This window comes from Microbacterium sp. (assembly GCF_031988965.1).
Lineage (GTDB): Bacteria > Actinomycetota > Actinomycetes > Actinomycetales > Microbacteriaceae > Microbacterium.
Window position 1 is genome coordinate 118458 of sequence record NZ_DALZXX010000001.1, and the last position, 20047, is coordinate 138504.

Below are 20047 nucleotides of genomic sequence, written 5' to 3' on the forward strand. Positions count from 1 at the left end.
CGTCGTCGTTCTCGTCAGGCTGTCCCCATGGCAGCGAAAGACGAGCTCGGCAGAGCCGGTGAAGAGCGTGCGGTCCGCTATCTGACCGCGATCGGGTATCGAGTACTCGACAGGAACTGGCGCTCCGCCCAGGGCGAGATCGACGTCGTCGCCAGGATCGACCGACGACTCGCAGTCGTCGAGGTGAAGACGCGGCGATCGGCGGCTTTCGGCCATCCCTTCGAGGCGGTCGATGCCCGAAAGCGTCGCCGCCTCTGGCAGCTCGCCCATGCCTGGGCCGAGGCGAATCCGGAACACGCGCGCGGGCTGGAGATCGCCATCGAGGCGATCGGGATCATCGGAGCGGATCCCGCCTCGGGAGAACTCGAACACCTTCGGGATCTGTCGTGACGACCGCTCGGACCTGGGCTGTCGCGCTCACCGGTGTCGTCGGGCACATGGTCGAGGTCGAAGCGGACCTGTCGAACCAGACTCCGGAGTTCAAGATCATCGGGCTGCCCGACAAATCTCTGGGAGAGGCCGTTCAGCGGGTTCACAACGCCTGCAAGAACGTGGGGCTCTCGCTTCCGCGGCGTCGCCTGACCGTGAACCTGTCGCCCGCGAGCCTGCCCAAGCAGGGCTCGGCTTTCGACCTGAGCGTCGCTGTGGCCGCGCTGGCGGCGGGAGGTGCGGTGCAGACACGATCCATCTCGAGGACGGTGCACCTGGGCGAACTCGGACTCGACGGCCGGCTTCGACCGGTTCCCGGCGTCCTCCCCGCGGTCTTCGCGGCCATGCGCGCCGGCTTCGACACGGTGATCCTTCCCCATGCCAACGAAGCGGAGGCGCGGCTCGTTCCGGGGATCGATGTGCGCGCGGCGGCGACACTCGCTCAGGTGGCGCTCTGGCACGGGGCCGAGGTGGAACCGGGTGACGTCGAACCGGTCGAATCGATCAGCACCGCCTCCGACGCCCCTGCGCAGCTCGACCTCGCCGACGTCATCGGTCAGGAAGCGGCTGTCGAGGCGCTGACCATCGCGGCTGCCGGTGGTCATCACATGCTCTTGAGCGGACCGCCGGGCGCTGGCAAGACCATGCTTGCGCGTCGGCTCCCCGGCATCCTGCCACCGCTCACGGATGAGGAGGCGCTCGAGGTGGCGTCGATCCGCTCGCTCGCGGGGGAGTCGGTTCGCAGCCTCGATCTCGTGCCGCCGATCCAGTCACCGCACCACAGCGCATCTGTGGCCGCCTTGGTCGGAGGCGGATCGCGTGTGGCGCGTCCAGGCGCGATCGTGCGCGCGCATCGGGGAGTCCTCTTCCTCGACGAAGCAGCGGAGTTCTCCCGGGTCGCTCTCGACTCGCTTCGCCAGCCTCTCGAGGCCGGAGCCATCGAGGTGAGTCGAGCCGGTTTCACGGCGAGCTACCCCGCGCGCTTCCAGCTCGTTCTGGCGATGAACCCGTGTCCGTGCGGGAACCACGGAGTCCGAGGGGCCGAGTGCGCCTGCCCCTCGCTCGCCATACGTCGATACGCGACACGCCTGTCCGGACCTCTCCGGGATCGACTCGACATCGAGCTCCACGTCGCGCGGGTGGCGGTTGCGCGAACCATGAGTGGGGCTCAGGCGACGGTCACCACCGCCACGGCGCGCGAGCGCGTCCGTGAGGCGAGGGAGCGAGCAGCCGCGCGCTGGCGGGGCACGCCCTGGCGATGCAACGGTGAGATCCCCGGTGCGCGTCTGCGTCAGCTCGACCTGCGGGTCGACCCGAAGGCCCGCGCCCCCCTCGACACGGCATTGGAACGGGGCGCCCTCACCCTCCGGGGCTACGATCGCGTGCTGCGCGTGGCCTGGACCATGGCAGACCTCGCCGGGGTCGACAGACCGGGCCGTGACGAGGTCGGCGGAGCGCTCTTCCTCAAGAGAGGCTTCACCTCATGATCGACGCGCTGCTCGCAGACGAAGGACTCCGCGCCGCCGTCGATGACGTGCATCCCGCCGGCGAGTACGCCGAGACGATCGGGCGGATAGCGTGGTCGGTGCTTGCCGAACCAGGCGACGGTGTCGCCGGGGCGTTGGTCGGCGAGCTCGGCGCTGCGGAGGCGCTCAGATTCGTCTTCGGCGACACGCAGGCACTCGTCCCGCCGGGGGACGAGGGCAGGACGATCAGGGAGGGAATCGCCCGTTGGTCGGCGAGAGCGGATCCGGAGGCCGTGCGTCGCGCCGTCACGGACGCCCGTGACGTGGCGGCCCACCTGGTCGTGCCGGGCGACCCGGAGTGGCCGATCGCGTTGGAGGACCTCGGCGCGCACGCGCCGATCGTTCTGTGGGTTCGCGGTGATCCCTCCCTGCTCAGTCGCGATCCCCGCGTCGCGATCGTCGGCGCGCGAGCGTGCAGCGCGTACGGAGAGATGGTCGCGGCGGAGATCGCGGGCGACCTAGCGGCGGCGGGTGCGGTGATCGTCTCGGGCGGTGCGTACGGAATCGACGGTGCCGCTCACAGGGCGGCCCTCGCTGTGGACGGGGGGACAGTGGCCTTTCTCGCCGGGGGCGTGGACAGGGCGTACCCGCAGGGCCATCAGCAGCTGCTGCGTCGGATCGTCGACACCGGGGCGGTCGTCAGCGAAGTGCCCTGCGGGGTCGCGCCGACGAAGTGGCGCTTTCTGTCTCGCAATCGACTGATCGCAGCCGTGGCTCAGGCGACGGTCGTGGTCGAAGCGGGGTGGCGCAGCGGTTCGCTCAACACGGCAGGTCATGCCGCCTCGCTGGGGCGGCCACTCGGAGCGGTGCCCGGGCCGGTCACCTCGGCCGCATCCGCGGGATGTCATCGCCTGCTTCGGGAGTACGACGCCCGCTGCGTCACGAACACGCGCGAAGTCCGTGAACTGTGGGAGGGCGTGCCATGCGCGGTCAGTCCTGACATGAGGTCGACCGATCCGGAACAGCGCAGGTTGCTGGATGCGATCGGAACCCGGAGCTGGGTGCCGCTCGCCGAGATCGGAAGACGGGCGGGCTTGGCTCCCGACCGGATGCGAGCCCATCTGGGCGTCCTCGAGCTGGAAGGGGCAGTGGAACGGTCGGATGCCGGGTGGAGGAAGAAGCGGATGGAGGCACGGCGAGGCTGACCTCAGCCCGTGCCTCGCTCAGGCAAGCTGTCACCATGGACTTCTCGGTCGCGGCGAGTGCGTTCACCGAGCACCTCGAGAAGGTGCGACGGCTCTCGAACGCGACGGTTCGGGCATACCGCTCGGACCTTCGGGATCTCGGCGTGGCCGTCGGCGATGCGCAGCTCCACGAAGTCGATCTCGAGACCCTCCGCGGCTGGCTGTGGCGCGCGACGCAGCGGGGGGACGCGCGATCGACGCTCGCGCGTCGGGCGGCGGCGGCACGGTCCTTCTTCAGCTGGGCGCAGGAGCAGGAGCTGATCGATGTGGATCCGAGTCTTCGGCTCATCGCGCCCAGGCGGGGCCGAACCCTGCCCACAGTCGCGTCCCAGGAAGCGATGAAGGGCTTGCTCGACGCTCAGCGCGCCGCGGCGGAGTCCGCCGATCCGATCGCGATGCGCGATCACGGCATGCTCGAGTTGCTCTATGGGTCAGGTATTCGTGTATCCGAACTGTGCGGGCTCGATGTCGACGACGTCGACCTCGATCGCGCCACCGCCCGGGTGCTCGGTAAGGGCTCCAAGGAGCGTGTGGTGCCGTTCGGTGCACCTGCGCGGCTGGCGCTCGGTGCGTATCTGACCCGCTCTCGCCCCGCTCTGCTCGCGCGCTCTTCGACGACGACCAGCGGGCTGTTCCTCAGTACCCGCGGCGCGCGGATCGGGTCACGTGCCGTATACACACTTGTCGCCGAGGTGCTCTCGCCGTTCGTCGGTGCCGAGACCGTCGGTCCGCACGCCCTTCGCCACACAGCGGCGACGCATCTCCTCGACGGAGGCGCGGATCTGCGCGCGGTGCAGGAGATCCTCGGTCATGCGAGTCTCGGCACGACGCAGATCTACACACACGTGTCGGCGGAGCGGCTCACGGCCACGTATCGACTCGCGCACCCGCGCGCCTGAGTGTTCTCGCCGGGCAGTTCAGAGGTTCTTCGAACGATCTCTCGCCGGAGCCGGCCGCACCCGACCATCGACGTTGTCGGTCACCGAGGCACCGAGGCTCCCGGTCATCACGGAGGCTCGCTGTCAGAGAGCATCACAGCACGGGAGCAGCACGGCGCGAGGCACCGGCCCGAAGAGCAGTAGTGGATTCAGATAGACCCCGTCGAGGCGGACGCCGAAGTGCACTGTCTCGACCGCGGCGTGACCGCCATGGTCGACGGTGCCGACGGGGTCGCCGGCCGACACGGGGTCACCGGGCGACAGCGCCGACACGAGAGGCTCGAACGTCGAGACGAACCCGCCCGGATGCTCGATCGTGAGGAGAGGACGGTCGACCACTGTGCCGCGAAACGCCACGACCCCGGGCGCAGGCGCGTGGACGATGGTGCCGATCTCGGCCGCCAGATCGACGCCGCGGTGGCCGGCTGCATATTCGTGGGCGGGCGCGCGGTACGGTGCGACGACGTCGCGTGGCGCCTGCAGCGGCCACTCCCATACTGGATAGCCCGTGTCGTCGTCGGCCGTCGGCGATGCGGCGTGCGCGTTCGAGGGACAGACGACGATCAGAGCGAGGACGGCAACCATCATGAGTCGGGCTGCCCGCGGCCGGCGATTGCAGTGCATCGATCGATCCTGCATGAGGGGCCCGATTCGGACGGAGGTCGTCGGCGCCCGCCACGGTGATGGGGGAGGATCCTCGCCATCCGAACGCCGGTGCAGAGCGGGTCCGGCGTCCGGATCCTGTATGCTGGAGGAGCACCTCGATCTCGAGGTGACTACGCGTGCCCAGAGCGACTTCGGTCGTGGCATCCACTCCCACAGGTCCTGTTCTCGAACAGGCGGGCGTGCGCCGGGCACCAGGGAGTTCGATCGTCCGATCGACTTGACAACCTCAATGGCGCAGAATCGCGCCGGAACAAGGAGACGACCATGGCTGTGGTCACCATCCGCCAGCTGCTCGACAGCGGCGTGCACTTCGGACACCAGACCCGTCGGTGGAACCCGAAGGTCAAGCGCTTCATCCTCACCGAGCGCAGCGGCATCCACATCATCGACCTCCAGCAGTCGCTCGGCTACATCGACAAGGCCTATGACTTCGTCAAGGAGACCGTCGCGCACGGCGGCACCATCCTCTTCGTGGGCACGAAGAAGCAGGCGCAGGAGATCCTCGCCGAGCAGGCGACTCGCGTCGGCCAGCCTTACGTCAACCAGCGCTGGCTCGGTGGACTCCTCACGAACTTCTCCACCATCGCGAAGCGTCTCGCTCGCATGAAGGAGCTCGAGGAGCTCGACTACGAGAACCCGTCCGCCTCGGGCTTCACCAAGAAGGAGCTGCTGCTCAAGAAGCGCGAGCTCGACAAGCTCCACAAGTCGCTCGGCGGTATCCGCAATCTCACCAAGACGCCGTCCGCCCTCTGGGTCGTCGACGCCAAGCGCGAGCACCTCGCGATCGACGAGGCCAAGAAGCTCGGCATCCCCGTGATCGGAATCCTCGACACGAACGCCGACCCGGACGACTTCCAGTACCCGATCCCCGGTAACGACGACGCGATCCGCTCCGTCTCGCTGCTCACCCGCATCATCGCGGACGCGGCGGCCGAGGGTCTGCAGCAGAAGCACAACCCCGAGACGGGCGACGCTGAGCCGCTGGCCGACTGGGAGCGCGAGCTTCTCGAGGCTCCGGCTGAGGACGCCGCTGCCGAGGCTCCGGCTGCAGATGCAGACGCAGCTCCGGCTGACGAGGCCGCTGCTGAGGCTCCGGCCGAAGAGTCCGAGGCCGTCGAGGCTCCCGCAGCCGAGGCCGCTGAGGCAGACGCCAAGTAATTCCGCGACCACCACACATCACGAAGCAAGGAGCCACCACACATGGCCAACTTCACCATCGCCGACCTCAAGGCGCTGCGTGAGCAGCTCGGCACGGGAATGGTCGACACCAAGAAGGCGCTCGAGGAGGCTGACGGAGACGTCGAGAAGGCCACCGAGATCCTGCGTCTCAAGGGTGCCAAGGGCAACGCGAAGCGCGCCGACCGTTCCACCAGCGAGGGACTCATCGTCGCTCGCGAGCAGGATGGCGCTGTGACGCTCATCGAGCTCGCCTGCGAGACGGACTTCGTCGCCAAGAACGACCGCTTCATCGCGCTGGCCGACAAGGTCGCCGACGCTGTCGCGGCCGTCAAGGCCGACTCGGTCGAGAGCGGTCTTGCCGCTCAGGCCGGCGACAAGAGCGTCGAGCAGGTCATCTCCGAAGAGGCCGCGATCATCGGCGAGAAGGTCGAACTGCGTCGCGTGCGCACGATCTCGGGCGACAAGGTCGAGGTCTACCTGCACCGCACGAGCAAGGACCTGCCGCCGCAGATCGGTGTCGTCGTCGCCTACTCGGGTGACGATGCCGAGACCGCTCGCAGCATCGCCCAGCACATCTCGTTCGCGAACCCGTCGTACCTGTCCCGTGAGGACGTCCCGGCTGAGGCCGTGGAGAAGGAACGCGAGATCGTCACCGAGATCTCCCGTAACGAGGGCAAGCCGGAGGCGGCTCTGCCCAAGATCGTCGAGGGCCGTGTCTCCGCGTTCATCAAGCAGGTCGCACTGCTCGAGCAGGACTACGCGAAGGACAACAAGCTCTCTGTCGCCCAGGTGGCGAAGAACGCCGGTATCACCGTGACGGACTTCGCGCGCTTCAAGGTCGGCGCGTAACATCGTCGAAGGGGTTCGGATCCGCAGGATCCGAACCCCTTCTTCATGCCCAGAAGGCACTATCTTGATTGGGACGAGAGGACAACACCCATGACCGAACGCACCGGACGCCGACGCGTCCTTCTGAAGCTCTCCGGCGAGGCGTTCGGCGCCGGCCAGCTCGGCGTCAACCCCGACGTGGTGAGTCAGATCGCCCGTGACATCGCAGCCGCGGTGGACCGCGTCGAGATCGCGATCGTCGTCGGCGGCGGCAACTTCTTCCGCGGCGCCGAGCTCAGCCAGCGCGGCATGGACCGCGGCCGGGCCGACTACATGGGCATGCTCGGAACCGTCATGAACGCGCTCGCGCTTCAGGACTTCCTCGAGCAGGCCGGAGCACCGACTCGCGTGCAGTCCGCCATCTCGATGACCCAGGTCGCAGAGCCCTACATCCCGCTGCGTGCGGAGCGGCACATGGAGAAGGGACGCGTCGTGATCTTCGGCGCCGGCGCAGGTCTTCCTTACTTCTCGACTGACACGGTCGCCGCTCAGCGCGCCCTCGAGATCGGCGCACAGGAAGTCCTCGTGGCGAAGAACGGCGTGGACGCGATCTACACGGCCGACCCGAACAAGCATGCGGATGCGGAGCGTATCGAGCGCGTCACGTATCGCGACGCACTCCAGCAGGGTCTCAAGGTCGTGGATTCGACGGCGTTCAGCCTGTGCATGGACAACAACATGGACATGCGGGTGTTCGGAATGGAGCCGGCCGGCAACGTCACCCGCGCGCTGCTCGGTGAGCCCATCGGAACTCTCGTCACCGCCTGAGCGCCTGACTGGGCTCACGGGTCCGGGCCGATAGAATTTCCTCACACCCCGACGATAGGAGTCACCGTGATCGCGGATGTCCTCGCAGAAACCACCTCCCGTATGGCCCGAGCGGTCGATGCCGCCAAGGAGGACTTCTCCACCGTGCGCACGGGACGGGCGAACCCGCAGCTGTTCCAGAAGCTGCTCGTCGACTATTACGGAACGCCGACGCCTCTGGCTCAGCTCGCATCGCTCGCGAACCCCGAGGCTCGGTCGCTGCTGATCACGCCGTACGACAAGTCCGCGCTCAAGGCGATCGAGCAGGCCGTCCGCGACATGCCGAACCTCGGTGCGAACCCGACGAACGACGGGAACATCGTGCGCGTGACCATGCCCGAGCTCACCGCCGACCGCCGCAAGGAGTACGTGAAGCTCGTCAAGGCGAAGGGCGAGGATGCGAAGGTCCACGTCCGCGGCATCCGCCGCAAGGCGAAGGACGAGCTCGACGCACTGAAGAATGATGTGGGCGAAGACGAGATCGCCCGCGGCGAGAAGGAACTCGACGCACTCACGCGCCAGCACGTCGACCTGATCGACGACGCACTCAAGCGCAAAGAGGCTGAACTGCTCGAGGTGTAGGCCGGATGTCCGACGAACCCACCGGTGCTGGTGCCGACCAGCCCCCCACGCGCCGTCACGCGCGCGACTCGTCGGCGTCGACCGGCGGTGTGCCCCTCGAGGACGGGGCCTACCAGGCCTTCGACGCAGCGAGTGTGCCGCCGCGTCCGCCGATGCCCCCTCGCGACGCCAGGGGACCTCTCGCATCGATCGACCTCGCCGACCATGCGGCGATCCGCGAGCAGTGGCGGTTGGCGCGCGACGAACTCGGCAGTCATGTGTCCAACGCGCGTGATCAGCTCGATCAGGCGAACGAGCGCATCAAGGAGCGGACCGGGCGCGATCTGGTGCTCGCGATCCTGATCGGCCTCGCCTTCGGAGGCGCGCTGCTGGCCTCCTTGCTGTTCATCAAGGTCCTCTTCGTGCCGTTCGCTCTCGCTGCGGCGCTTCTCGGCGTCTACGAGCTCGCTCTCGCTCTGCGTACCTCGGGCCGTCGGGTCGATGTGGGCCCGCAGCTCGCGGCGGCTGCTCTGGTCGTGCTCACGGCGTTCTTCGTCGAGGTGTGGCTCGTCTGGGTCATGCTGTTCATCGCCGTCGCCTTCGTGATCGTCTGGCGTCTCGTGGCGCAGATGATCACCAAGGACGGCCGTACGTACGGTGATGTGCTCACGGACGCGGTCGTCGCAGGCTTCGTCCAGATCTATGTCCCGTTCCTCGCTGCCGTCGCTCTGATCCTGCTCAAGCAGGAGGGTGGACAGTGGTGGGTCCTGAGCTTCATCGCGATCGCCGTCGTCGCCGACACCGGCGCGTACGCCGCGGGGCTCGCGTTCGGCCGTCACCCGATGGCCCCTCGGATCAGCCCCAAGAAGACCTGGGAGGGGTTCGGGGGTGCTGTGGTCGGGTCGATCACGGCCGGCGTTCTGCTGGCGATCTTCCTCCTCGGCCTTCCCTGGTGGATCGGCGCGATCTTCGGAGTCGCGATCCTCCTGTCGGCGACGCTGGGCGACCTCGGCGAGTCGATGCTCAAGCGCGATCTCGGCATCAAGGACATGAGCTCGTGGCTTCCCGGTCACGGCGGTCTTCTCGATCGGCTGGACAGCATCCTGCCTTCGACGGTTCCCGCGCTGTGCCTGTACTTCCTCTTCTCCTCCTGGACGGTGCTGTGATGACTCCCGACGACGCTTCGACCGGAGCAGGAGCCGTGCGCACGGCTCCTGCCTTCTCGCTGACGACCGGACGTGAGAAGGGGTATCACCAGGCGGCCGTCGACACCTTCCTCGCTGCAGCGCGGGCCGCGTTCGAGAACTCCGACGGCGAGTTGACCGCAGCCGACGTCAGGGTGGCCTCTTTTCCGCTTGTGAAGGACGGGTACGTCGTGGCCGAGGTCGATGCCGCGCTCGGCCGGGTCGAAGATGCGCTGGCCGCTCGTGAACGCGACCAGGCTGTGCGGTCCCGCGGGGCCGGAGTCTGGGTCGACCAGGCACGGGGCGATGCGCAACTCATCCTCGATCATCTCGCCCGCCCGCAACGTCACCTGTTCGCTCGTTCCCACGTCCTCACGTTCGGATACCGAGTCGACGAGGTCGACCACGTGGCCGGTCGAATCGTGCGCTACCTCCGAGACGGAGAGCCGCTCACCGCAGAACAGCTCCGCTCTGCGGCTTTCCGCATGCAGCGGGGTGGATACCGCGAGGAGCAGGTCGACGCGCTGCTCGACGCCACGGTCGACGTGATCCTGGCCGTTCGCTGAACGTTCCCGTGGTCGAGCTGCCGCTCACCCGGTAGACTCCCTCTATCGTGAACTCCCGAGACGACATGACTCTGAAGCGAGAAGATGTGACGCCGGCGCGCCCAGCGCCGGCGAGTTCGGCGCGCAAGGGAACTCGGAAGCGCGGGGTCGCCGGCGTGGTCAGCGCCTTGGCCGTCATCGGCTTCGCGGGCGCCATGGTCGCTCCCACGGGCGTCGCACTCGCTCAGCAGCCGGACCCGGCGTCTCCGGAATCGGCCTACTCGCTCGCTCTCGCCGACACTCAGAATCTCACCGTGACGTCAGACGGCGCTGCGATCGCCCCTGTGCAGCGCGGGACGTTCACCGTCTACGTGACGCCGACGCCGACGCCGACTCCGACTCCCACCGAGAAGTCGCCCTCGTCACCGAGCGGTGGCGGCGGTGGTGGGGGAGGGCCCCTGTTCTACACGGGCGGTGGCGCACCCGCCGAGTGGATGTCTGCCGCCGGCATCGCGGAAGGCGACTGGGGTTACGTCGATTACATCGTGTCGCGTGAGAGCGGTTGGAATCCGAACGCGACGAACAAGTCGTCCGGAGCATGCGGCCTCGTGCAGGCGCTGCCGTGCAGCAAGGTGCCCGGCAACGGCTACGACCCGATCGACAATCTTCGCTGGGCGACTGGATACGCCACAGGGCGATACGGCAGCTGGGCTGGCGCGCACGCGTTCTGGACGAAGAACCACTGGTGGTGAGCGGCGGTCATGCCCCGCTCACATCGCCGACGTCAGACGCGCCCTGACTCCGAGGACTCGCTCGACCGTCTTCTCGCGTCCTGGAAGCGCACCGAGGTGCGTCGCGGGGTGGAATGGACCGTGCAGCCGGTGTCGGCCGTGCAGGCCCAGAAGGAGTACAGCTGCCCGGGCTGCAGTCGAATGATCGAACCCGGAACCGCGCATCTCGTCGCGTGGCGCGCGGACGGGGTCCTCGGCGATGCCGCCGATCTGGCAGCGCGCAGGCATTGGCACACACACTGTTGGAGGATGGCGTGACGATCGAGATCCGTGGACCGCTCGAACTGCCCGCGCAGCGCGAGGACATCGAACTGGTCACCGCTGACGAGCTCACGCTCGTGGGAGAGCTCGCCGTACCGGAATCGACCGACCCGGTCGCGACCCTCGTGACTCTGCATCCCCTGCCGACCGCCGGTGGTTTCATGGACTCCCACATTCTCCGCAAAGCCGCCGCACGGCTTCCCGCGATCGCGGATCTCGCCGTGCTCCGTTTCAACACCCGCGGTACGAGTTCACCGCGCGGGAAGAGTGAGGGGCAGTTCGACGGGGGAGCAGCCGAGCAGTTCGATGTCGCGGCGGCGATGGACTTCGTGCGAGAGCGCGCTCTCCCGCGTCCCTGGCTTCTCGGATGGTCGTTCGGCACGGAACTCGCACTGAAGTACGGGCGCGAGCACGAGATCGAGGGGATCATCCTCCTGTCTCCTCCGCTGCACCGTGCGACGGACGCCGAGGTCGCCGCATGGGCGGACACAGGAGTGAAGGTCGTCATCCTCGTGCCGGAACTCGACGACTACCTGCGCCCGGATGAAGCCCGCGCCCGATTCGCATCGGTGCCGCATGCGACGCTCATCGCCGTCGATGGGGGCAAGCACCTGTGGGTGGGGGAGTCGCAGACGCGTCGAGTGCTGACCGAGATCGTCGCAGCCGTCAATCCCGCAGCGCTTCCGCTTCCCACCACGTGGCCCGCGGGCTAGAGCTCGTTCATCCGAGGAATCAGCACCTGACGGTAGATGATCAGGATGCTGGCCGCCACAGGGATCGCGATGAGCGCGCCCAGAAGACCGAGCAGGCTCCCGCCTGCGAGCGCCGCCACCACCACGACGGCACCCGGAACGGAGACCGCGCGGCTCATGATCCTCGGCGAGATGATGTACGCCTCGATCTGCATGTAGATCAGGTAGTAGATGCCGGCCGTGATCGCGATCGCCGGTGAGCCGAGTCCGGGGATCAGACAGACGAGCACGATGATCGTCGAACCCGTCAACGTGCCGACCAGCGGGATCAGCGAGAAGAAGAACGCGATCACCGCGAGGACCGCGGGGAACGGGGCGTCGATGATCGTGAGGAAGATCATGCTGAGGACACCGTTGATCACGCCTTGCGAGACCTGACCCATCACGTAGTAGCCGACCGAGTCGGTGATCTGCTCGGCGAGGTCGATGAAGCGGTCGCGCTTGGAAGCGGGTGCGAGCTGGTAGACGGCGCGCTTGAGCGAGGGGGTCGAGGCGGTGAGGTAGATCGTCAGGATCAGGACGATGAAGGCTCCGAAGAGGCCGCTGACCACGGCCCCGCTGACAGCGAGCACTCCCTGGCCGATCGATCCGCCGATCTGCGCGACGTTGGTCTCGAGCCAGTTCGCGACATAGGCGAACACCTCGTCGACTTTGAGGTTCGGGAAGGTGTCGATCATCCATTCGCGCAGGTCCGGAAGGATCGTCCCACGTTGGACGATCGCCGTGATCTGGACGATCAGTTGGGAGATCTGGTCGACGAGCACCGGGAGCACGATGAGGACGACACCCGCGAACACCCCGAGCACCGCGACGATCGTGATGAGGACGGCGAGCCAACGCGGAAGCTTCCTGCGTTCCAGGAATGTGACGAGCGGATCGAGGCCCAGGCTGAGGAACAGGGCTGTTCCGACGTAGAGCAGCACGGTGGACAGGCTCTCGACGCTGCCGATCAACAGGATTCCCAGACCCACGCCGAGGGTGGCCACCAGCGCGGTGCGGAACGGGTTGTGGATCTTCATCGCGGCTCCTCGGAAAAGCGGATGCTGCAAGGCTATCGACAGCCTCCTCGGAGACCCGCCGCGACGTGCCGCGCGACGACCGCGGGTGTGCCTCGTGGGCAACACACAGGTGATTTCGATAGTCTGAAATGTCGAGTGTTGTGCCTCGGGCGAGCGTCCGGGGCGCGTGAGGAGACTATTCGTGCGTTTCGTATGGGCCGTGGTGGCCTTCGTGCTGGCCGCGGGACTGATCGGTGCAGGCATCGCCCAGCGAACCATTTTCCAGGGGCCGTCGACGCAGAAGGTCGCGGTGGATGTCTCCGAACCGGCGCCTTTCGTGCTGATGGACGGCGACGTGCTGCGGGAGAATCCGGGAGCGCAGACCCTTCTCATCCGTGGTGGGGGAGACATCTTCGCCGCCTACGGCCGAACGGCGGACATGGAGGCCTGGCTGTCGGACACGGACTACAACCACGTCACGGCCGGCGACGGCGGTGAGCTCGACGTGCAGTTCGTCGAACCGACGGCGGATGCCGCGGCTCCGGCTCCCGAGGAGACTCCTTCTGACGGTGCCGCGCCCGAGACCCCGGTAGAGGGCGGCGAAGCGGAACCCGCGGGACGCAATCCGGCAGGGTCCGATCTCTGGCTCGACTCTTTCTCCGACACGGACTCTCTGATCACCGACCTGCAGCTCCCTGAGGGCGTCAGCGTCCTCATCGCCTATGACGGCATTCAGGACGCGCCCGATGACATCGTGGTGTCGTGGCCCATCGACAACTCGACGCCCCTCGCCGGACCCCTCATGGCTGCCGGCGCCGTGGTGCTGCTCGTCGGGCTCATCCTCTACGTTCTCGGAATTCGCCACCAGCGTCGCGGACGTGGGCCCCGGCGTAAGGGCCCCGGCCCGCTCCCGGTGACCGAGCCGATCGACGTCACTCAGCTTCCTCCTGCCGAGCGCGCTGCCATCGAAGGCGCGGACGCGTCGGCGTCGCCCGCGCCGGTCGAGGGAGAAGAGACTCAGCCCGAGAAGACGACCGACGGCGCGTCTTCGTCGCCGGACGGAGCGTCGAAGGAGATGCGCGCCCAGACGGCGTCACGTCGGCGGCGAGCGTTCGCGGTTCCGGCCATCGCGCTGACGGCGCTGCTCGCCACCGGATGTTCTGCAGACTCCTGGCCCCAGTTCGGGGAGGGCACACCTTCGCCCACGCCGACGGCGACGGTGATCGCTCCGGACAATCAGAAGCCGCCGGCGGTGACTGAGGCGCAGGCCAAGCGGATCCTTCAGGATGCGGCCGCCACCATCAGCGAAGCGGATGCCGCGATGAACATCGAAGTCGCGGGCACTCGCCTCGACGGCCCCGCCTTGACCGCTCGCACCACGGAATACGCGTTGCGCACTGCGTTGCCCGAGACCACGCCGCCGTCGGCGATCCCGACCGACGACGTCGAGGTCGTTCTGCCCGAGGCGACGGATCGCTGGCCGCGCACGGTACTGGTGCTCTCCAAGAGCGAGGGCGACGACACCGTTCCCCCGGTGATCCTCACGATGACGCAGCAGGACCCGTGGTCGACCTACAAGATCACGAACATGGCCGAGATGTCTGCCGACGCCGTGTTCCCGGATGTCGCCGCCGCGTGGCTCGGCACATCACTCGTGCCCGACGACTCTGCGTTCCTCAGCATCCCGCCGGGTGAGCTGGCTGCGACTTTCTCTGACGTCGTCGACGCGGGGGAGCAGAGCGCTGCCTACGGTCTCTTCGACGACCTGGCCCTGAATCTCGCGAAGTCTATCCGCGACAGCCGACAGGCCGTCGTCCAGAACCTCGCTGACAACGGCGCGGCCGAGACCTCGCAGACGGCGTTCGACATCGCTCCGGCTGACACCGCTCCCGTGTCATTGACCACGCTCGGCAGCGGTGCGATCGTCGCCGTGTCGCTCATCGACAACGAGACGGTGACCCCGACCTCGGCCGATGCGGTGATCCGCTTCGGCGAGAACGCACAGGTCAAGGCGCTCACAGGCGTCACCGAGTCCGCGAAGGGCGTGACGACTCGATACGAGTTCCAGCTCTTCTTCTCGGTGCCCGCGCAGGGTTCGACCGAACAGATCCGACTCCTGGCCGTTCGCCAGGACCTTCTCTCCGCCGAGGTGCTCAAGTGACTGATATCTCTCCCGCGGCCCTTCGTGGCGCTGTCGACCTCTCCACCCTGCGTAACCGACCGTCAGCGCCGCCCGCCGGCGCCCCGGCAGCAGGGGGCGCCGTCGCCGACCTCGTGGTCGACGCGACGGATGAGTCCTTCGGTCAGATTCTCGAGATCTCGCGAACGGTTCCCGTGGTCGTCGACCTGTGGGCGGAATGGTGCGGCCCGTGCAAGCAGCTGAGCCCGATCATCGAGAAGGTGACCCGCGAACTCGGCGGGAAGGTGCTGCTCGCCAAGGTCGACGTCGATGCGAACCCGCAGCTGGCGCAGGGATTCCGTGCGCAGTCGATCCCGATGGTAGTCGCGCTGATCGCCGGACAGCCGGTCCCGATGTTCACCGGTGCCGTGCCCGAGCAGCAGGTGCGTGAGGTCTTCGCGCAGCTGCTGCAGCTGGCGGCGCAGAACGGCGTGACCGGCTCCGTACCGGTCGCCGGCGACGACGGCTCCGCAGAGGCGGGCGATACGCCTGCAGAACCTCCGATGCCGCCGCTGCATGCCGAGGCATTCGCCGCCATCGAGATCGGCGACTACGCGGCCGCTATCGTCGCATACGAGAAGGCCCTCGCGGAGAACCCGCGTGACGAGGACGCCATCGCCGGTCTCGGCCAGGTGCGTCTGCTCGACCGGGTTCAGCGGCTCGATCTGCAGGAGGCCCGCGCGGCGGCAGCCGCCGCTCCACTCGATCCCGAAGCACAGTTCGCCGTCGCAGACCTCGACCTTGCGGGCGGCCACGTCGACGATGCGTTTGGCCGCCTTCTCGATCTGTTCGCGCAGCTGCCTTCCGATCAGCGCACGCCGGTTCGTGAGAGGCTCATCGAGCTGTTCGGCGTGATCGGAGCCGCCGACCCGCGTGTCGTCTCCGCACGCAATCGGCTCTCTTCGCTGCTGTTCTGACCGCAGCGCCCACGATCAGCCGTGGCTGACCGTAGGCACGTGCGGATCGTTCTCGTGGCGCAGCCAGATGGTCGAGAGCGCAGGCAGCGTGATGCTCGCCACGGCGGCGCCCTCATCACCGTCGTGGGCGACGACCATGCCGAGGTTGCCTGAGCCCCGGCCGCCGTACTCCGCGGCATCCGTGTTGAGGATCTCGTGCCAGACCCCTTCGTGCGGAAGAGCGAGCCTGTAACCGGTGCGCTCGATTCCGGCGAAGTTGCTGATGACGACGACCCGGCCGCCGTGTGCGTCGCGACGTTCGAACGCGATGATGTTCGGGTCCCACGTGGGGGCCCCGAGACGCGAGAAGCACGAGCCGTCGTTGTCGCGTTCCCACAGCGGTGACTGCGCACGGTAGGTGCTGTTGAGCTGTCCGATGAAGTCCTGGAGTTGCGCGTGTGAGGGCTGCTCCAGCAGCCACCAGTCGAGCTCTCGGCCTTCCGACCACTCAGCGAGCTGGCCGAACTCCTGCCCCATGAAGAGGAGCTTCTTGCCCGGGTGCCCCCACATGTAGGCGAGGTACGCCCGGACGTTCGCGAGCTTGTGCCAGTGGTCTCCCGGCATCTTCGCGAGGAGGCTGCCCTTCCCGTGCACGACCTCATCGTGGCTGATCGGGAGCAGATAGTTCTCGCCGAAGGCGTAGACGAACGAGAACGTCATCTCTCCCTCGTGGTGCGCGCGGTACATCGGATCGCGCTCGATGTACTGCAGCGAGTCGTTCATCCAGCCCATATTCCACTTGAAACCGAAACCGAGCCCAGCGTGGTTCGTCGGAGCCGTGACGCCGGGGAAGCTCGTGGATTCCTCCGCGATCATGAGAACCCCGGGATGCAGGCGATACGCGGTGGCGTTGACCTCCTGCAGGAAGCGGATCGCTTCGAGGTTCTCGCGACCGCCGTGGATGTTCGGCTCCCACTCGCCGTCCTTGCGGGAGTAGTCGAGATAGAGCATCGATGCCACGGCGTCGACGCGGAGCCCGTCCACGTGGAACTCCTGGAGCCAGTACAGCGCGTTCGCCACCAGGAACCCACGTACCTCGGGGCGACCGTAGTCGAAGATGAGCGTGCCCCAGTCCTGGTGCTCGCCGCGTCGAGGATCGGGGTGCTCGTAGAGCGCCTGCCCGTCGAACTTCGCCAGAGCGAACGCATCCTTGGGGAAATGGCCCGGCACCCAGTCGAGGATCACGCCGATCCCGGCCTGGTGCAGCCTGTCGATGAGGTACCTCAGGTCGTCCGGACTGCCGTAGCGACTGGTCGGGGCATAGTAGCCGCTCACCTGATAGCCCCAGGACCCGCCGAACGGATGCTCGGCGAGAGGCATGAACTCGACGTGCGTGAACCCGGCTTCCGTGACATGGGCGATCAGCTGATCGGCCGCATCGCGGTACCCCAGGCCGGCACGCCACGATCCGAGGTGCACCTCGTAGATGGACAGCGGTTGAGCGACCGCATGCGTGGCAGCCCGTCGCGTCATCCAGGCACCGTCCGACCATGCGTACGCGGTCTGCGTGACCACGGACGCCGTCTCGGGAGGCACCTGAGCGGCCTGTGCCATGGGGTCGGCCTTGAAGATCCAGGCGCCGTCGCGGGTTCTGATCTCGAACTTGTAGGTGGTGCCCGCAGCGACCCCGGGGATGAACAGCTCCCAGATCCCGCTCACGCCCATCGACCGCATGGCATGCGCCTCGCCGTTCCACAGGTTGTGGTCGCCCGCGACTCGCACAGCGGTCGCGTTCGGAGCCCAGACCGCGAACGCCACACCGTCCTCACCGTCATGGACTCGAGGGTGCGCTCCGAGCGCCTCCCAGAGACGCTCATGGCGGCCCTCGGCGATCAGATGCAGGTCGATGTCGCCGAGGGTCGGCACGTGGCGGTACGGATCCTCGCTGATCGTCTCGTCATCCTCGCCGTAGGCGGTCGCAAGACGGTAGGGGACAGGCGTTCCCTCGTGCTGCGCCTCCCAGATGCCGTGCGCCGTGTGGTGGAGCTCGAGTCGAGTGCCGTCGCGGAACACCGCGGCGACGGTGGAGGCGAGCGGTCGCCGGGCGCGGATGATCGTGACCGTGCGGCCCGCCGCGTCGACGTGCGGATGAGCGCCGAGCACCGAATGCGGATCGTGATGGGATCCCGCGGCGACGGCCGCCCAGTCGGATGACGCCGTCACATCTTCGACGTAGCTCATGCTCGTTCCCTCACCTTCAGGATGTGCACCGGCTCGGCGAACGCGTCGAGTCGCACGTAGTTGTGGTCGGCCCAGGTCCAGATCTCTCCGGTGAGAAGGTCCTCGACCTCGAACGTCTCTCCCGGCGCCACACCCCACACCGTCGTGTCGAGGTGCACGGTGGTCTCACGCACCGAGTGCGGATCGACGTTGGCCACGACGATGATGGTGTCGGATGCCCCGGTGCCGGTGAAGGCGGCATCGAGATGCTTGCTGTAGACGAGGACCGCGTCGTCATCGCTCCAGTGCACCGAGAGGTTGCGCAGCTGCCGGAGTGCGGGATGTGCCCGCCGAATCGCGTTCAGCTGGCGCAGGAGCGGTGCCAACGAGTCGCCTGCGGCCTCGGCGCCTTCCCAGTCGCGGAACTTGAACTCGTACTTCTCATTGTCGATGTTCTCTTCGGAGCCGGGCCGTGCCACGTTCTCGAAGAGCTCGTAGCCCGCGTAGACGCCGTAGACCGGTGCCGCCGTGGCGCCGATGCAGGCGCGGATGCGGTACGCCGCACGCCCGCCGAACTGCAGGTACTCGGTCAGGATGTCATGTGTGTTGACGAAGAGGTTCGGGCGCATGTAGTCGCTCGTCTCGTGCGACACGCTGGTGAGGAACTCCTCGAGCTCGGACTTCGTGTTGCGCCACGTGAAGTAGCTGTAGCTCTGCTGGAACCCCACCGTGGCGAGCGCACGCATGACGGCGGGACGCGTGAAGGCTTCCGCGAGGAAGATGACATCGGGATCGGCCGCGTTCACGGTGGCGATCAGCCACTCCCAGAACTGCAGCGGTTTCGTGTGGGGGTTGTCGACGCGGAAGATCTTCACGCCTTCGCGCACCCAGTGCTGCACCACGCGGAGCATCTCGAGGTAGATCCCCTCGGGATCGTTGTCGAAGTTCAGCGGGTAGATGTCCTGGTACTTCTTCGGCGGGTTCTCCGCGTAGGCGATCGTGCCGTCGGGCAGGGTCGTGAACCACTCCGGGTGCTCAGTGACCCAGGGGTGATCGGGAGACGCCTGCAGAGCGAGGTCGAGCGCGACTTCGAGCCCCTCAGCACGCGCCGCACGAACGAAGGCGCGGAAATCGGCCGGCTTGCCGAGCTCGGGGTGGATGGCGTCGTGGCCGCCCTCGGCCGCTCCGATCGCATACGGGGAGCCGGGGTCGCCGGGCTCCGTCACCAGAGTGTTGTTGCGGCCCTTGCGGTTCGTCGAGCCGATGGGGTGGATGGGCACCAGATAGATGACGTCGAAGCCCATGGCGGCGACGGCCGGCAGTCGTCTGGCAGCGGTGCGGAACGTGCCGCTCTTGATCGTGCCGTCTTTCAGACGCTTCGCCCCTTCGGAGCGAGGGAAGAACTCGTACCAGGCGCCGACGCCTGCCGCCGTGCGCTCGACGTGCAGCGTTCGTGCCTCCGACGCGGACCGGAGGGTCGTGAGGGGACGGTCGACGAAGAACTGTGCGAGCTCCGGGTCGGTCGAGACCGCAGTCGTGGTGGCCGCATCGCCGGTGGCCAACGACGTGGCATGCGCGGTCAGGAGCTTGCGCTGGGGCAGTGGACGATCCTTCTCGGCGGCAGCGCGAGTCAGGATCTCGGCGCCGAGCGCCGCCATGACCGGCACGTCGACGCCTGCGGCGACCTTCACCTCTGCCGCATGCGCCCAGGTCGCGAAGTCGTCGGAGAACGCCTCGAATCGGAAGGCCCATTCGCCCTGGAGATCGATGGCGATCTCGGCGCCCCACCGGTCAGTGCCGTCGAGCCGAGGCGAAAGACGATGCAGGGATTCCGTTCCGTCGGGAGAGGTCAGTCGAAGCTGCACCCCGATGAGATCGTGGCCCTCGCGGAATGCGACCACGCTGAACGGGACGACCTCGCCCACGAATGCCTTCGGGGCGAACCCTCCCGGAACCGCGGGAGTGCCGTCGAGCAGCGGAATCCGCGTGGCCCTCAGGGGCTTCTCCTCGGACACTGCGCCGAGGGGGCGCAGGGGGATCTGA

19 protein-coding genes are annotated in these 20047 nt (G+C 67.4%); 15 read left to right on the top strand and 4 right to left on the bottom strand.

Features of this window, described 5'->3' with window-relative positions; genetic code table 11:
• The first annotated feature begins 27 nt into the window (after positions 1–27).
• Genes RTM68_RS00640 through RTM68_RS00655 form a run of 4 tightly spaced genes read left to right on the top strand, consistent with a single transcriptional unit; the run spans position 28 to position 4038 of the window.
• Positions 28–390: a YraN family protein gene (locus tag RTM68_RS00640; protein ID WP_312167424.1), complete on the top strand. Its 363-nt coding sequence runs from the start codon at positions 28–30 to the stop codon at positions 388–390.
• Positions 387–1916 (top strand): YifB family Mg chelatase-like AAA ATPase, encoded by a 1530-nt coding sequence (locus RTM68_RS00645; RefSeq protein WP_312167425.1) that lies wholly within the window; start codon positions 387–389, stop codon positions 1914–1916. Before RTM68_RS00640 ends, RTM68_RS00645 begins: the two co-directional genes overlap by 4 nt.
• Positions 1913–3100, top strand: coding sequence for a DNA-processing protein DprA (gene dprA / locus RTM68_RS00650; RefSeq protein ID WP_312167426.1), 1188 nt, complete (start codon positions 1913–1915; stop codon positions 3098–3100). Before RTM68_RS00645 ends, dprA begins: the two co-directional genes overlap by 4 nt.
• Positions 3101–3135: 35 nt before the next feature.
• On the top strand, positions 3136–4038 hold the full coding sequence (locus RTM68_RS00655; RefSeq protein ID WP_312167428.1) for a tyrosine-type recombinase/integrase: 903 nt from the start codon (positions 3136–3138) through the stop codon (positions 4036–4038).
• Between the two features lie 123 nt (positions 4039–4161).
• Here the strand turns inward: RTM68_RS00655 and RTM68_RS00660 are convergent, their stop codons facing one another.
• Positions 4162–4665, bottom strand: coding sequence for a M23 family metallopeptidase (locus RTM68_RS00660; RefSeq protein ID WP_312167429.1), 504 nt, complete (start codon positions 4663–4665; stop codon positions 4162–4164).
• 342 nt (positions 4666–5007) lie between these two features.
• Between RTM68_RS00660 and rpsB the strand changes: the two genes are divergently transcribed.
• The 9 genes from rpsB to RTM68_RS00705 all read left to right on the top strand — a co-directional run bounded on the left by rpsB (position 5008) and on the right by RTM68_RS00705 (position 11672).
• The gene (gene rpsB / locus RTM68_RS00665; RefSeq protein WP_312167430.1) at positions 5008–5901 is read left to right on the top strand and encodes a 30S ribosomal protein S2; all 894 of its coding nucleotides are present in this window, start codon (positions 5008–5010) and stop codon (positions 5899–5901) included.
• 42 nt (positions 5902–5943) lie between these two features.
• Entirely contained in the window at positions 5944–6771 is an 828-nt protein-coding gene (tsf, locus tag RTM68_RS00670) for a translation elongation factor Ts (RefSeq protein ID WP_194764088.1), read from the top strand.
• 90 nt (positions 6772–6861) lie between these two features.
• On the top strand, positions 6862–7578 hold the full coding sequence (gene pyrH / locus RTM68_RS00675) for a UMP kinase (protein ID WP_194764087.1): 717 nt from the start codon (positions 6862–6864) through the stop codon (positions 7576–7578).
• A gap of 66 nt (positions 7579–7644) precedes the next feature.
• Complete coding sequence (frr, locus tag RTM68_RS00680; protein WP_194764086.1) at positions 7645–8199, top strand: ribosome recycling factor; 555 nt, start codon at positions 7645–7647, stop codon at positions 8197–8199.
• Between the two features lie 5 nt (positions 8200–8204).
• Positions 8205–9344 carry a phosphatidate cytidylyltransferase gene (locus RTM68_RS00685; protein WP_312167432.1) on the top strand — a complete coding sequence of 380 codons (1140 nt, stop codon included), beginning with the start codon at positions 8205–8207 and terminating at the stop codon, positions 9342–9344.
• Entirely contained in the window at positions 9344–9928 is a 585-nt protein-coding gene (locus RTM68_RS00690) for a DivIVA domain-containing protein (RefSeq protein WP_312167434.1), read from the top strand. The genes RTM68_RS00685 and RTM68_RS00690 overlap by 1 nt, the downstream gene beginning before the upstream one ends.
• Before the next feature lie 47 nt (positions 9929–9975).
• Positions 9976–10659: a transglycosylase SLT domain-containing protein gene (locus RTM68_RS00695; protein ID WP_312167436.1), complete on the top strand. Its 684-nt coding sequence runs from the start codon at positions 9976–9978 to the stop codon at positions 10657–10659.
• A 9-nt stretch (positions 10660–10668) separates the two neighbouring features.
• Positions 10669–10956, top strand: coding sequence for a hypothetical protein (locus RTM68_RS00700; RefSeq protein WP_312167438.1), 288 nt, complete (start codon positions 10669–10671; stop codon positions 10954–10956).
• Between the two features lie 2 nt (positions 10957–10958).
• Positions 10959–11672 (top strand): alpha/beta hydrolase, encoded by a 714-nt coding sequence (locus RTM68_RS00705; protein WP_312167693.1) that lies wholly within the window; start codon positions 10959–10961, stop codon positions 11670–11672.
• On the opposite strand, the gene RTM68_RS00710 is transcribed toward RTM68_RS00705, so the two are convergent.
• Positions 11669–12730: an AI-2E family transporter gene (locus RTM68_RS00710; RefSeq protein WP_194763798.1), complete on the bottom strand. Its 1062-nt coding sequence runs from the start codon at positions 12728–12730 to the stop codon at positions 11669–11671. The two genes, RTM68_RS00705 and RTM68_RS00710, sit on opposite strands and share 4 nt — an antisense overlap.
• Before the next feature lie 181 nt (positions 12731–12911).
• On the opposite strand from RTM68_RS00710, the gene RTM68_RS00715 reads away from it, so the two are divergent.
• Together RTM68_RS00715 and RTM68_RS00720 are read left to right on the top strand one after the other, a co-directional pair.
• The gene (locus RTM68_RS00715; protein WP_312167440.1) at positions 12912–14870 is read left to right on the top strand and encodes a glycosyl transferase; all 1959 of its coding nucleotides are present in this window, start codon (positions 12912–12914) and stop codon (positions 14868–14870) included.
• Positions 14867–15805, top strand: coding sequence for a tetratricopeptide repeat protein (locus RTM68_RS00720; protein ID WP_312167442.1), 939 nt, complete (start codon positions 14867–14869; stop codon positions 15803–15805). Before RTM68_RS00715 ends, RTM68_RS00720 begins: the two co-directional genes overlap by 4 nt.
• A 15-nt stretch (positions 15806–15820) precedes the next feature.
• Here the strand turns inward: RTM68_RS00720 and glgB are convergent, their stop codons facing one another.
• A complete protein-coding gene (gene glgB / locus RTM68_RS00725) occupies positions 15821–18025 on the bottom strand; it encodes a 1,4-alpha-glucan branching protein GlgB (RefSeq protein WP_312167443.1) in 2205 nt (734 codons plus the stop codon).
• A complete protein-coding gene (locus tag RTM68_RS00730; protein ID WP_312167445.1) occupies positions 18022–20019 on the bottom strand; it encodes an alpha-1,4-glucan--maltose-1-phosphate maltosyltransferase in 1998 nt (665 codons plus the stop codon). The genes glgB and RTM68_RS00730 overlap by 4 nt, the downstream gene beginning before the upstream one ends.
• Between the last annotated feature and the right edge of the window lie 28 nt (positions 20020–20047).

Coding starts and splice junctions, on each gene's coding strand:
- pyrH (WP_194764087.1), top strand. CDS start 6,862: ATGACCGAACGCACCGGACGCCGACGCGTCCTTCTGAAGCTCTCCGGC.
- RTM68_RS00640 (WP_312167424.1), top strand. CDS start 28: ATGGCAGCGAAAGACGAGCTCGGCAGAGCCGGTGAAGAGCGTGCGGTC.
- RTM68_RS00655 (WP_312167428.1), top strand. CDS start 3,136: ATGGACTTCTCGGTCGCGGCGAGTGCGTTCACCGAGCACCTCGAGAAG.
- RTM68_RS00700 (WP_312167438.1), top strand. CDS start 10,669: ATGCCCCGCTCACATCGCCGACGTCAGACGCGCCCTGACTCCGAGGAC.
- RTM68_RS00710 (WP_194763798.1), bottom strand. CDS start 12,730: ATGAAGATCCACAACCCGTTCCGCACCGCGCTGGTGGCCACCCTCGGC.
- glgB (WP_312167443.1), bottom strand. CDS start 18,025: ATGAGCTACGTCGAAGATGTGACGGCGTCATCCGACTGGGCGGCCGTC.
- RTM68_RS00660 (WP_312167429.1), bottom strand. CDS start 4,665: ATGATGGTTGCCGTCCTCGCTCTGATCGTCGTCTGTCCCTCGAACGCG.
- tsf (WP_194764088.1), top strand. CDS start 5,944: ATGGCCAACTTCACCATCGCCGACCTCAAGGCGCTGCGTGAGCAGCTC.
- RTM68_RS00690 (WP_312167434.1), top strand. CDS start 9,344: ATGACTCCCGACGACGCTTCGACCGGAGCAGGAGCCGTGCGCACGGCT.
- RTM68_RS00685 (WP_312167432.1), top strand. CDS start 8,205: ATGTCCGACGAACCCACCGGTGCTGGTGCCGACCAGCCCCCCACGCGC.
- rpsB (WP_312167430.1), top strand. CDS start 5,008: ATGGCTGTGGTCACCATCCGCCAGCTGCTCGACAGCGGCGTGCACTTC.
- dprA (WP_312167426.1), top strand. CDS start 1,913: ATGATCGACGCGCTGCTCGCAGACGAAGGACTCCGCGCCGCCGTCGAT.